This window comes from Sphingomonas sp. PP-CE-1G-424 (assembly GCF_004341085.1).
Taxonomy (GTDB): Bacteria; Pseudomonadota; Alphaproteobacteria; order Sphingomonadales; family Sphingomonadaceae; genus Sphingomonas.
In genome coordinates this window covers 33704-47529 of the sequence record NZ_SLXW01000011.1, presented here as the reverse complement: position 1 = coordinate 47529, position 13826 = coordinate 33704, and the positions used below count along the sequence as shown (strand labels likewise).

Below are 13826 nucleotides of genomic sequence, written 5' to 3'. Positions count from 1 at the left end.
CTCCGGTCAGGCCGCTTGCGCAGCAAAATGGGGTTCGTCGATACGGTAAGCGCGGCGGACGAGGCCGCTGGTAAGTTCGTGGGCAAGGTCGGCCGCTTCCCAGTCGGCAAGCCGGTGTTCCGCCACCAGCCGCGCGAGGAATCCACAGTCGATCCGCCGCGCGACATCGTGCCGCGCGGGAATGGAGAGGAACGCCCGCGTGTCGTCGTTGAAGCCGACGGTGTTGTAGAACCCGGCGGTCTCGGTCGTCATCTCGCGGAACCGGCGCATGCCCTCGGGACTGTCGTGAAACCACCAGGACGGCCCGAGCTTCAGGCAGGGGTAGTGGCCAGCGAGCGGTGCCAGTTCGCGCGCGTACGTGCTTTCGTCGAGCGTGAAGAGGATGATCGACAGCCGGGTGCTCGTCCCGAACCGGTCAAGCAGCGGTTTCAGCGCATGCACGTAATCGGTCCCCGTCGGGATATCGGCGCCCTTGTCGCGGCCATGGCTCGCGAACAGCCCGGCATTGTGGTTGCGCGACGAGCCGGGGTGAATCTGCATCACCATCCCGTCGTCGACCGACATCGCCGCCATCTCGGTCAGCATCTGCGCCCGAAACAGTTCGGCGTCGGCCGGCGTCCAGTCGCCGCGCGTCACCTTGGCGAACAGTGCCTCGGCCTCGACGCGCGACAGGTTCGCAGTCGCAGCGGTCGGATGTCCGTGATCGGTCGCGGTCGCGCCTGCCGCACGAAAGTCCGCACGACGCTTGCGGTGCGCCGCAAGATAGCCCTTCCAGTCGTACACGTCCTCACCGGTCAGTTCGGCGAAGCGCATCATCGCCGGCTTGAACGCCTCGTGCTCGACGTCGATCACGCCGTCCGGGCGATAGGTCGTCACGACGCGCCCGTTCCAGCCCGACTGGCGGATCCGGCGATGCGCGGCGAGATCGTCATGCGCGCCCTCGGTGGTCGCGAGAAACTCGATCCCGAACCGGTCGAACAATGCGCGCGGACGGAACGCGTCGGAGGCAAGCATCTCGCCGATGAGGTCGAAATACCGGTCCGCGGTCGATGCCTCCAGCGCGACGTCGATCCCGAACACGTCGCTAAATACATGATCGAGCCACAGCCGCGACGGCGTGCCGCGGAACAGCGTGTAATGCTCGGCGAACAGCTTCCACGCCGTCCGCGGATCGGTCGCGGGCATGCCGCTCAGCCGCGGGATCGCCAGCGCGTCCAGGTCCACGCCCTGACTATAGAGCATCCGATAGAGATAATGGTCTGGCGCGAGAAGCAGCGAAGTCGCGTCAGTCCAGTTGGCGTTCTCTGCGAACCAGGTCGGATCGGTATGCCCGTGCGGGCTGACGATCGGCAGCGTCGCCACCTCGGCGTACAACGCCCGCGCAATCGCGCGCGTCGCCGGTTCCGCCGGGAAAAGGCGGTCCGGATGCAGTTCCAGAGCCCTTGCCATCGTCCATCCTCCTTGCCGCTTCGCGCGATCCTCTGACAATCTGGTAACCGGTGTCACAGGGTCGCGCAACCACGAATTCGGCCCGATACTACGTCTCGATGTCGACCGGCGGCGAAACCGACGCGCGCCGGATCAGCGTCGAGAGGAACAACGACGGCTCCTCGACCAGATCGCTGCCGTCATCGACGCCTGCGATCAACTTCAACGCGGCCGAGCGCGCCATCGATGCGATCGGCCATCGCACCGTGGTCAGCGGCGGCCAGACATGCGCGGCGATCGGCGTGTCATCGAACCCGATGATCGACAGGTCGCGCGGGATGTCGAGCCCGCGTTGCCGCGCGGCATGAATGATCCCCGCCGCCATCTCGTCGTTGGACGAGAAGATCGCGGTTGGTCGCGGCATCACGTCGAGCAACCGCTCCGCCGCGACCAGCCCAGACTCGAACGTGTAATTGCCATCCGCGATCATGCTCCGCGGCAAGGCAATCCCCGCTGCGGCCAAGGCGTCCTCGAACCCCAGACGCCGCTCGCGCGCCGAGCGGAACCCGTGCGGTCCTGCGACCAGTCCGATCCGGCGATGCCCCTGCTCGATCAAATACTCGGTCGCGGTCCGCACCGCCTCGCGGTCGTTCGATGCGACCATATGCTCGGTATCGTCGATCACCGCCGAACCCATGCGGACGTACCGACACCCGATCGAATCGCAGAGCTTGGCGACCGAATCATTCTCGCTGACCGGCGGCATCAGCAGCACGCCGAATAGTCGCTGCCGCTCCAGAAAGTGCCGAAGATCGTCGAGCATCGTCGCGGAGCCGCGATCGAGCGGGCGCACTACCATCTCGAACTCGGTCCCCTGCAACGCCTCCAACATGCCCTGCTGCACGTTCAGCACGGTCTGCGCATTGGGGTTGTCGTGGACCAGCCCAATCAGGAAATTGCGGCGAAGCGCCAGCGCCCGCGCCTGCGGGTTGGGGATATAGCCGAGCTCGCCGATCACGTCCTCGACCCGCTTTCGGGTGTCGTCGTTGAGCAACGGCGACCGATTGATCACCCGGCTCACCGTCTTCTTGGAGACCCCGGCGATCCGGGCAACGTCGTTGATCGTCGGCTGACCGGTCTTCTGCATAACAACGACATAGCCGGACCAGACCAAGTCGTCTTGCGGAAAAGCCATCGCCGCCGCATAATGCTGACACCGGTTACCGATATAAGAGGATGCGATGGCCAAGGCTCTGAGGGTCGATCCGCGCGACTGCGTGGCGACGCTGCTGCACGATGCGCTGGCGGGCGAAGTCGTGACGATCGGCGAAGACGCTTTGGTCCTGAACGCCGATATCGGGCGCGGTCACAAGGTCGCGCTGGCACCCATCGCGGCGGGCGAACCTGTGGTTAAATACGGCTTCCCGATCGGCACCGCGACGCAGCCGATCGCCCCCGGCACGCACGTCCATTCGCACAATCTCAAGACCGGCCTCGAAGGCACGCTCGCCTATCGGTTCGACCCGGTCGATACCGCGTCTGCCCCCGGCGCATCGGCCGCGACGTTCGAAGGCTATGTCCGCGCCGATGGCAGCGTCGGCACGCGCAACGAGATCTGGATCCTGTCGACCGTCGGCTGCGTCGCGCGCACCGCCGAACGGATCGCCACCAAGGCCGCGGCGCTGGTCGTCGATAGCGTCGACGGCGTCCACGCCTTCACGCACCCACATGGTTGCTCTCAGCTCGGCCAGGACCTGGAGGGCACGCGCACGATCATGGCGAGCCTCGCCTGCCATCCCAATGCCGGCGGCGTACTGATCGTCGGGCTGGGCTGCGAGGAGAACCAGATCAAGGCGTTGCTCGCTACGATCCCGGAGTCGCGCCACGGCATGATCCGCACCTTGACGACGCAGGTCAGCGGCGACGAGATCGCGGAAGGCTGCGCGCTGGTCGCCGAACTCGCCGCGCTGGCAAAGGCATCGCGCCAGACGGTCGGTGTCGACAAGCTCGTCCTCGGCGTCAAATGCGGGGGGTCGGATGGCCTGTCGGGCCTCACCGCCAACCCATTGGTCGGCCGGATGAGCGACCGCGTCACCGCGGCGGGCGGCCGCGTCCTCGCGACCGAAATCCCCGAAATCTTCGGCGCCGAGCAGATGCTGATGAACCGCGCAGCGAGCGAGCCCGTGTTCGACCGCATCGTCGCAGTCGTGAACGATTTCAAACGCTACTTCCTCGATCACGGCGAGACGGTGTCGGAGAACCCCTCGCCCGGCAACGTCGTCGGCGGCATCACCACGCTCGAGGAAAAGTCGCTCGGCGCCGTCCAGAAGGCGGGTCGTGCCGCGGTAGCCGACGTGATCGATTATGGCGCGCGGGTTCGGATTGACGGCCTCACGTTGCTGGAGGCGCCGGGCAACGACGCGGTCTCGTCGACCGCGCTGGCGGCGGCGGGCGCGACCGCAATCCTGTTCACCACCGGACGCGGCACGCCACTCGGCTTCCCTGTGCCGACGATCAAGATCGCGTCGAACACCGATCTCGCCACGCGCAAGCCCGGCTGGATCGACTTCGATGCGGGCGCGGTACTTGAAGACGGTTTTCCGGCCACGGAAGAGGCGTTGTTTACGCGGATTATGCAGATCGCGTCTGGTGCCGAGACCGCTGCCGAACGCAACGGCGAACGCGAGATCGCGATCTGGAAACGAGGCGTAACGCTGTGAACCGACTGTCTTTCGCCAGCCTCTCCACCCTGCCCGGCTCCGTACAAAGCCCGAAAGGGCGCCCAGCCGGCGGCGTCGGCATCGTCCATTTCGGCCCCGGCGCATTTCACCGCGCGCACCAGGCGGCCTATGTCGACGACGTCCTTTCGCACGATGCTCGCTGGGGGATCGCCGCGGTATCGATGCGGACGCGCGGCACGATCGACGCGCTGGCAGAGCAGGACGGGCTTTATACGCTTGCGATCCGCGACGCCGATCCATCGCTGCGCGTGATCGGCGCGCACCGCCGCTTCCTGGGGCCTGAGGACGCGGCAGAGACCCACGCGCTGCTTGCCGACCCGTCAGTTGCGCTGGTGACGACGACCGTGACCGAGAAGGGCTATTGCCTCGCAGGCGATGGCACGCTCGACCTGAGCCATCCCGATATCGTCCACGACCTCGCCGGAACGACGGTTCCGCGCAGCGTCGTCGGCTGGATCGTCGCCGGCCTCGCCGCGCGCCGGGCCGCCGGCATTGCGCCCTTCGTACCGATGCCGTGCGACAATCTCGCGAGCAACGGCGCCAAGTTGCATGCCGCACTGGTCGCCTTTGCGGGACGGACCGATGCATCACTGGCGGACTGGATCGCGGGCGAGGTCCGGGTGCCCTCGACGATGGTCGATTCGATCACCCCGGCAAGCGACGCCGCGCTCTACGCCGATGTCGCCGCAGCACTCGGGATCGAGGATCGCGCTGCGGTCCAGCGGGAATCGTTCACGCAATGGGTCATCGAGGACATCGGGCGGCCGCTCGGCCCCGACCTCGCCAGCGTCGGCGCGACCATCACCACCGACGTCGGCGGCTACGAAAAGGCCAAGCTGCGGATCCTCAACGGCGCGCATTCCACGCTTGCCTATGCCGGCCTGTTGCGCGGATCGACCAGCGTCGCCGACGCGATGCGCGACCCGGAACTGGCCGCGTTCGTAGACGCGATGATCGTCCGCGACATCATCCCGATGCTGCCCCCCGTCCACGGCCTCGACATCCAGGACTATCGCGCAGCCGTACTGCGACGCTTCCGCAACCCGGTGATCGTCCACCGGCTCGACCAGATCGCGCAGGACGGTTCGCAGAAGCTCCCCTATCGCCTCGGCGATACGCTGATCGCCAATCGCCGCGCGGGACGCATGCCGACGCACGTCGTCGCGGCGTTCGGCGCCTGGACCGCGTTCCTGATCCGCCGATCGCGCGGTGGACAGCCGATCGTCGACCCTGCCGGCAACAGGCTGGCCATACTCGCATCCGCGGGCAGCCCGGCGGATATCGTCGCGCGCTTGACAGACGAAGGCCTCGGCATTTCTCGCGAAGTGCTTGAGGACGCTGCACTAATGGCAGCGCTCGGCCGTGCCGCGACCGATGCTCACGACGAAAACTGGTGCTCATTGTTCGCGGGCTGAGCAAGTCGGCTTGTCAATGACACCGGTTTCCCATACGCTTCGAAAAAATAGAACGACATCACAGGAGGGGTTCTTGGCGGCACAGCCGAACACGACCAACACGACACGGATCGCCCAGACCTTCGTGGACGCGCGCCGCGACGGTGGCGTCGTTCCCGAATTTCCCGGCGACGTGCCGGTCACGCTCGACGAGGGCTATGCCGTGCAGGACGCGGCGCTGCTGCTCGCGGACGGCGTCGTGGCGGGCTGGAAGGTCGGCCGGATCAACCCGCCGCTCGACGGTATCGACCGCCTGACCGGCCCCATCTTCGCCGATCAAATCGTCATGGCCAGCGCCGATCCGGTCGCTATGCCAGTGTTCGCGCAAGGGTTTGCCGCGGCAGAGGCCGAATTTCTGCTCAGGATCGGCACCGCGCCCCACCCTGCCAAGTCGACCTATACGATCGACGAAGCCCGCGCGATGATCGACGCGGTGCATGTCGGGATCGAGATCGCGAGTTCGCCCTTCCCCGGCATCAACGCGCTCGGACCGACCGTCACCGTCTCCGATTTCGGCAATAACAACGGCCTCGTCGTCGGCGCCGATGCCAAGGGCTGGCGCGATGGCGACATCAACGACTGGCCGGTCGAGCTGTGGATCAACGGCGCCTTGATCGGTGCGGCCACGAGTGCGACCATGCTCGACGGCCCGTTCGGCGCGGTGCGCTATCTGCTCGAACACCTAGCCGCACGCGGGATCGCGCTGTCGCCGGGACAATGGGTTTCGACCGGCGCGGTCACCGGCGTCCATCCGGTGGCGATCGGCGACCGGGTCGAGGCGCGCTTCGACGGACGGTTAGCCGTCCACTGCACCATCAAGGCCCGCTAGAGGCTGTCTTTAGGAGAGAAGCCAATGGCGAGCATGAACATGCCGGAGGTCGCGGGCGCTCCCGGCGCGAACGGGGTGGGCGAGGCTGGAATTGGCGGCAATATCGGCCGGTATCGCTGGCTGATCTGCAGCCTGTTGTTTGCCGCCACCGCAATCAACTATGTCGACCGGCAGATGATCGGTGTCCTGAAGCCGACCATCTCCGCCGAACTCGGCTGGAACGAGACGACCTATGCCGATGTCATCTTCTGGTTCCAGGCGGCCTATGCGATCGGTTATCTGAGCTTCGGCCGGATCGTCGACGTGCTCGGCGCGCGGATCGGTTATTCGGTCGCGTTCGTGATCTGGACGCTCGGCCACACGCTGTGCGGGTTCGCCGGCAATGCGTTCCAGTTCTCCGCGGCGCGCGTCGTGCTCGGCCTAGGCGAGGCGGGCAACTTCCCCGCGGGCATCAAGGCGGTCTCGGAGTGGTTTCCTGCCAAGGAGCGCGCGTTCGCGACCGGCGTGTTCAATGCGGGCGCGAACATCGGCGCGGTGATCACCCCGCTGATCGTGCCGATCATCACGATCGCATTCGGCTGGCGGATGGCGTTCATCATCACCGGCGCGATCAGCCTGATCTGGCTGGTCGCCTGGATCGCGATCTATCGCCGGCCGCGCGAGGTGGTCAAGCTGTCGCCCGCCGAACTCGCGCATATCGAAAGCGATCCCGCAGACCCCGCGAAGAAGATCGGCTGGCTCAAGCTGCTCGGCTACCGCGAGACCTGGGCGTATGCGCTGGGCAAATTCCTGATCGATCCGATCTGGTGGCTGTTCCTGTTCTGGACGCCCGATTTCCTCGCCAAGACCTATCATCTCGATCTCAAGAGCTTCGGTCCACCGCTGGTCGCGATCTACCTGCTCTCGGACGTCGGCAGCGTCGCGGGCGGCTGGTCGTCGTCCAAGCTGATGAAGCGCGGTTACTCCGCCAATTTCGCGCGGAAGATCACGATGCTGGCCTGCGCGTTCTTGGTGATGCCGATTTTCTTCGCGCAATATGTCGACAACCTCTGGCTCGCGGTCGGGATCGTCGGGCTGGCGACGGCGGCGCACCAAGCGTTCTCGGCGAACCTGTACACGATCCCGTCGGACATGTTTCCGCGCGGCGCAGTCGGGTCGGTGGTCGGCATTGGCGGCACGGTCGGTGCGATCGGCGGCATGATGATGGCCAAGTTCACCGGCTACGTCCTGCAGACCACGGGGAGCTACACGCTGATCTTCGCGGTCGCCGGGAGCACGTACCTGATCGCGATCACCGTCGTGCACCTGCTCTCGCCGAGGCTGGCGAGAGTGGACGCGGGCTAGGTCTGCCCTTCCTTGTTCTCCCGCGAAAGCGGGAGTCCAGTCTGGGCTCCCGCCTTCGCGGGAGAACAAGCTTCTGACGACGAACATTTGGCCAAATCGCTCAACGCTGATTGGCACCAGGGAGAGAGCAGTGAAGCGTTCCACCACGGCGTCCGTCCTAGCATTAGCCGTTGCGAGCATCGCTCCGGCACAAGCGCAGGACGCGACCGGCCTCCTCTTCCGCGCCTCCGCCGACAAGAGCCTCACCGCCGACTACGCCACCGGCGACCCCGTCCCCAATTTCCGCAGCGGCGTCGACGTAACCCCGGACGGCACGATCGGCGGCGCCGTGCGCTGGGCGGACGACGGCTACGTAGCGTGGAAAGCCCCCGGCAACATCCGCGCGGACCGTGGTACGCTCGCTTTCTTCTGGCGCGCCCGCACCCCCGTCGGCGAAGCCCCGTTCGTGATCTTCCGCACCGGGTTCGCGGACCATTCGAGCTGGGACATGGCGTTCCTACGGATCGACTGGAACGGCCACGGCTTCGACGCCTTCGTCACCGACGCGAACCTCTCGCGCATCCGGGTGTCGTGGACGATCCCCCAAGCCCCCGCCGCCGACGCCTGGTCGCACATCGCCTTCACCTGGGACGAAACCATCGGCGTGCAGCTCTATATCGACGGTAAGCTGGTCGTGCGGAAGGACCAGAAGGCCGACCTCGACAGCGGCCTCGACCAGTTCGGCCTCGCCGGCCGCGTCATGTCCCCCCACCAAGTCCAGAGCCGCTACAATTTCATGCGCGGATCGGACCTCGACGAGATCCGTGTCTACGACCGCATCCTCCCCGCCTCCGATGTCGCAGCGCTCGCCGATAAGCGCGAACCGGCCCCCGCCCCCGCGACCGATCCGGCAGCCAGACGCACGGCGTGGCTCCACCGCTACGGCTGGGACAAGTCCGCGCCACCCGTCCTCGACGCCCCTGTCACCCGCGTCCGGAAAGTCGAATTCGCCGACGCGAAGGACCTGAAGGAATGGATGTGGAAAGGCGTCGACGGAATCGCAGAGACGACCTGGCCCGGCGTCTACAACCGCTCCCGCCTGCCCGGCCGCGACGATTATTTTGAGCTGCCCGACTGGAACACCTATGTCGAAGGCGGCAAGCGCTACGACCTGACGATCCCGCCGAACGAACGCGTCAACCGCGTCGAGATCCGCGGCGCGGCCTATGGTCGCCTGGACTGGAGCGACGGCACCAAGCCCGCCCTGATCGCCACCCGCGCCCGAGGCACAGTCCGCAGCGTAAACCAGTTCGCCCCCCGCACCGGCGGCACGCTGAGCTTCACCAACACGATGCAGGAGCAGCCGATCCAGGAGCTCTGGGCCTATGACGTCGGCGCAGGCGCGGAACCCGCCGGCAGCTTCAAGCTCTCTTACACCATCGACGCCGCCGCCTCCCCTAACCTCGCCGCGCTCGCACCGCTCAACACGTACATCGCCGGCCGGTTCGCGCCCAACGAACGCAGCACAGTCGTCGCGATGCCCTCCGCCGGTCTCAAAGCCGCGGTCGGGGCAGGCACCGGTGGCGCATCCGGCGCGCCCGTCCGCCGCAAGGACGCCGCCCCGATCGTCCACATCCTGATCCCGGCAAGCTTCGGCGACGCGCTCCCCGACCGCCCGCTCGCCCGCGCGTTCGATTACGGCTGGCAGAACCTCAACGACGGTCTCGACGGCATCGCGATTGATATCCCCGCGCTGAACGCCAAGACTGACGCCGCCGGCCTGATCGCTCTCAACATCTGCGTGAAGGACCCGATCTGGCCCGGCCGCGACATGATCGACCTCTCCGTCTCGGTCCGCCCGAACGAAGCGCGCACCCTCTGGCTTGACCTGCGCGACCGCATCCTCCCCAATGACAGCCTCTATCTGACGATCGCCAGCGCCGCCCCCGACTTCGACGCCACCGCGCTGAACGGCGCCAAGATTCGCTTAGTATTAAAGTCTCGCGCCGCAGCCCTGCCCGAGCACATCGCCGACCGCATGGCGCAGGTGAAAGACAATTGGGGCTTCCTCGTCGAGGAACACACCGCCTCGAAACGCGCCGGCCTCTACCAGCGCCTGTTCGCCGACATCTCCGACCTGCTCCGCGTCGACGCCGACAACGCGCGCGCCCGCGCCTATTGGGCCGACATCAATTACCGCCCCGAGAACCTGCCAGCCTTCGTCCAGCCGGTCGCCCCCGCAGGCGTTCCCCTATGGGCCTTCCGCCAGCTCGAAGACCTCAAGCGCGTCCGCCAATTCGTCACCTGGTGGATCGACGAGCGGCAAGTCCCCTACGGCGATTTCGGCGGTGGCATTTCCGACGACACCGATCTGAGCCAGCAATGGCCTGGCTTGGCGCTGATGGGAGTCGAGCCCGACAAGATCAACGCCTCGCTCCGCGCGCTGTCCGACGCGGTCTACAAGAACGGCATGATCGTGAACGGCCTCGGCTACATTACCGCCGACGAACTCCACGCGTACGAAGAGGGCCTGAACAGCAACGCCGAACGCCTGTACCTCAACTGGGGCGAGCCCAAGGCGGTCGAGCGCCTGATGGACAACACGCGCGCCCTCCAGACCGTGATCCTCAAGAACCCCGCCGGCCACATGCACTTCGCCAGCAACTGGTATGGCGGGCGAAAGATGTACCGCGAAGGTGCGTGGGAATGGCAGAAACCCTATGCCTTCACCGTCATGCACGGCCCGATGCTGGTCGGCCTCTACAACGCCAATCCGCTCGCCCGCGGCCTCGTCACCGGCGTGATCGACGGCTGGATGGCGCACGGCAAGCAGGCACCCGACGGCAGCTGGAGCTATCCCAACGAGATCAACTGGCGCACCGATGCCGAGCGCACCGGCGACGGCGGCGGCATCACGACCTCGTTGCAGGCGACCTGGGCCGCGTGGCGCTACACCGGCGACGCCAAATACCTTCGCCCGATCGAAGCGCGGCTCGCCAAGGCCGGTCCGGGCGCGCTGGCCGAATTCAACGAGAACGCGTTCGACGCACTCCCCGGTGGCGCCGCGGCCCGCACCAAACTTGCCACGGCCAAGTCCGAAGACCCGTTCGCCCGCTACACTGCCTGGGCCGCGACCGGCGACACCGCACCCCTGGAAGCGCTCCATGCCGACGCGATCGCCGACAAGTCGCTGCACATGGACATGTACACCGAAGGCCATTGGTGGAGCGACCGCGTCGACCAGCCAAGCGAGATCCTGCAACGCGAGCGCCTCGGTGGGATCGCGCTGCGCCGCAACCAGAGCTGGCCCGGCAACACCGTAAGCTGGCGCTTCGCCGAGCCGGGCGCGGCGACACGGGTCGCGCTCCTGCTGCCCGGCGCGACGCCGACCAGGTTCCGGGTGATCGCCTACAACACCACAGACCACGCCCAGCGCGCGACGATGTCGACCTGGACCGTCACCGCCGGCCGCTGGTCGATGCAGGCGTCTAGCAGCACCGACGGCGGCAAGACGCTCGCAGCGATCGGCGCTGCGCAGACCATGACGCTCGAACGCAGCGCCAGCACCGACGTGACGTTCGCGCCCGGCACCACGGTGTTCGACTTCGCGCTGATCGAGCCGGGCACCCCGGTAGACGAGCGCGCGGACCTCGGCATCGGTACCGACGATGTGGTCGTGAAGGGCCGCACCGTGACGGTCATGGTTCACAGCCTCGGTGCAAAGGACGCGAAAGGCGGCCGTGCGGAACTGATCGACGCGATGGGTAGAGTGGTGGCAACCAAGAGCATCCCGCCGCTGGCCGCTCCGCTGGATCTGCGACCGAGGACCACGACCGTGACGCTGGCGATACCGGCCCGCGTAAACCCCGCAACGCTGACCGTTCACGTCGCGCTTGCTGGGGACGAGCCCGAGATCACGCAGGCGAACAACCGCGTCTCGCTACAGCGATGATGCGCCCTCGATGACGGTTCCTGTATCCCGCAATGCCTTCTCCGCCCAGAGCCAGAGTAAGACCGCCTCCACCCCGTTCGTGCTGAGCGAAGTCGAAGCACACGCGTCCCAGGGTTCACCGTTCGCTCAAGACGCACGGAGGGGCATAGAATGACGCCAACCCGCAGAAGCATACTCGTCGGACTGGCTTCAACAGCCTTCGCCTCCGCAAACGCCCGCGCCCAATCCGTCCCGCTTCTTCGCCAAGCCCTGAACAATGCCGCCGCAACCAACCCGGACGAAGCGCTCCGCCTGCTGACGCCGTTCGACGCAAGCTCCCTGCAACCGAGCGACCGCCTCGACCTGATCACCGCCCGCGCCGGTCTGGCAATCGACGCCGCCATCGCACGGTCCACGTTCGGCCGCACCGGACGCAGCCCCTACCGCGTCACCCCTGCGACCGGCGCCTGGAAGGCAGCACGTCCGGATCAAGCCAGGATCGACGCAGACACCACCGCGATCTTCGCCGACGCCGAAGCCGGCATCGTCCTTCCCCGCCTGTCGCTCGACCGCACGGTCGACGCGCTTCGAACCGCCCCCACAAACCCCGCGATCGACCGACAGATCGCCGCGCTCGAAAGTCTCCGCGATATCGCCCCGTCCGCGCCCGGAGTCGGACGGTTCAGGGGCGGCGCGGACTGGTATGCTCTCCAACTGCAACGCCCGCTCGGCGCCATGACGCCAGCCTATGCGGAAGGCCGGCTCTTCGTCGAACTGAACCGCCTTCACGCCCGCGCCACACACCTGTTCGACCGGATCGGCGCATCCAAGGGGACCGTCGCAGCCCGCTATGCCACACTCTGGCGGGACGAACGCTTTCTCTATCCTGACACCGACGCTGGCCGCGCAGAGGCAATTGGCGACATGAACCGCATGCTCGCCACCGCGCGAGCCAAAATCCCGACGGCGTTCGGCGCGCTCCCTCCATGGTGCCTGAACGCCAGCGCCCGCGCGTTATCCGCGCAAGACATCGCCGCCGGCCGCGGCGGCTATCGAGAGGTCCCGACTCCGACCCGCGCCGGCGCCTATGTCGTCGACCTCAAGGACATCCGCTGCCGTCCATGCTGGACGCTCCCGAGCGTCGTCGCGCACGAACTCCTCCCCGGCCACATGATCCAGCTGGGTCTGGAGAGCGCCACCCCGCCCCACCCGCTCCGCATCGAATACGCGTCGGCCTTCGTCGAAGGCTGGGGCATCTACGCCGAGCAACTTGCCGAAAAAGCCGGTGCCTATACCGACCCGCACGATGCGCTCGGCCACATTCACTGGCTTCTGTTCCGCGTCGCCCGCGCGCTCGTCGATCTTGGTATCCACCTCCACGGCTGGTCGATCGAGCAGGCCCGCGAGCGCTTTACCGAATGGCAGGGCGAACCCGCCTATTTTGCACCGTTCGGCACCGAGCTGGCCCGGATCCCGCTCGAACCGGGCACGCGCGTTGCAGAGGCAATGGCGTGGCTGGCGATCGTCGACCAAAGCCGCAGTAGATCGCCTACTGTATATCATAGGGGGCTATTGCTCCCCGGACGAAAACAAATTCTATCTCCTGGATAATAAAGTCGATAGTCGTCGATCAAATATAATCTAGTTGGAAAAGGTTATTCTTTGCTTATTGAGATAAGTCCCCCCGTTTTGACCCAAGCCGTCTCTACTCTTAAATATGAACGTACGTCCGCTGATCCGCGAGTGGCGTCCGAAAGCGGCCATTCCGCTTTCCACCAGTTTTGCCGAAATGCATGTCGACTGCATTTTCGTAGTCGCGCCACCGGCTGACAGCCTTATGGCATCGCGGCAGGTGGGGCTGGTGCTGGCCGAAGCGGTTGGCGAACACATCCACCAACCCAGCAAGGTCGGCGTCCTTCCGTCCGATGCGATCACGCCCGTCGTCCTGATGCGCGCCAAGCTGTTCGACCAACGGCGCAATCACGACGCCTATGCCGCCGCGCCGAGCCGAGCCGGAAGGCAGCGTTCGAAGCCTGGGGTTCGGACCGCGATCTATTCGGGCGCGGTTTGGCCGAACAGGTGACCGACGAGAACCTGACACGCCACGCGTTCGTCAACCG

At 66.3% G+C, this 13826-nt stretch carries 9 protein-coding genes; 7 read left to right on the top strand and 2 right to left on the bottom strand.

Going from position 1 to position 13826, the window contains the following annotated elements:
- Nucleotides 1-6 precede the first annotated feature (6 nt).
- Nucleotides 7-1449, bottom strand: coding sequence for a glucuronate isomerase (gene uxaC / locus C8J43_RS19995; RefSeq protein WP_133032374.1), 1443 nt, complete (start codon nt 1447-1449; stop codon nt 7-9).
- A gap of 88 nt (nt 1450-1537) precedes the next feature.
- On the bottom strand, nt 1538-2575 hold the full coding sequence (locus C8J43_RS19990) for a LacI family DNA-binding transcriptional regulator (protein WP_133032396.1): 1038 nt from the start codon (nt 2573-2575) through the stop codon (nt 1538-1540).
- A gap of 94 nt (nt 2576-2669) precedes the next feature.
- On the opposite strand from C8J43_RS19990, the gene C8J43_RS19985 reads away from it, so the two are divergent.
- The 7 genes from C8J43_RS19985 to C8J43_RS19955 all read left to right on the top strand — a co-directional run bounded on the left by C8J43_RS19985 (nt 2670) and on the right by C8J43_RS19955 (nt 13789).
- Nucleotides 2670-4148, top strand: a complete 1479-nt coding sequence (locus C8J43_RS19985; protein WP_133032373.1) for an altronate dehydratase family protein — start codon at nt 2670-2672, stop codon at nt 4146-4148.
- Nucleotides 4145-5584 (top strand): mannitol dehydrogenase family protein, encoded by a 1440-nt coding sequence (locus tag C8J43_RS19980; RefSeq protein WP_133032372.1) that lies wholly within the window; start codon nt 4145-4147, stop codon nt 5582-5584. Before C8J43_RS19985 ends, C8J43_RS19980 begins: the two co-directional genes overlap by 4 nt.
- Nucleotides 5585-5657: 73 nt before the next feature.
- Nucleotides 5658-6452: a fumarylacetoacetate hydrolase family protein gene (locus C8J43_RS19975; RefSeq protein ID WP_243645702.1), complete on the top strand. Its 795-nt coding sequence runs from the start codon at nt 5658-5660 to the stop codon at nt 6450-6452.
- Between the two features lie 24 nt (nt 6453-6476).
- Complete coding sequence (locus C8J43_RS19970) at nt 6477-7796, top strand: MFS transporter (protein ID WP_133032370.1); 1320 nt, start codon at nt 6477-6479, stop codon at nt 7794-7796.
- Between the two features lie 130 nt (nt 7797-7926).
- Complete coding sequence (locus tag C8J43_RS19965) at nt 7927-11727, top strand: LamG-like jellyroll fold domain-containing protein (RefSeq protein ID WP_133032369.1); 3801 nt, start codon at nt 7927-7929, stop codon at nt 11725-11727.
- Between the two features lie 150 nt (nt 11728-11877).
- Nucleotides 11878-13317, top strand: coding sequence for a DUF885 family protein (locus C8J43_RS19960; RefSeq protein WP_133032368.1), 1440 nt, complete (start codon nt 11878-11880; stop codon nt 13315-13317).
- 106 nt (nt 13318-13423) lie between these two features.
- Nucleotides 13424-13789, top strand: coding sequence for a hypothetical protein (locus C8J43_RS19955; RefSeq protein ID WP_133032367.1), 366 nt, complete (start codon nt 13424-13426; stop codon nt 13787-13789).
- Nucleotides 13790-13826 lie beyond the last annotated feature (37 nt).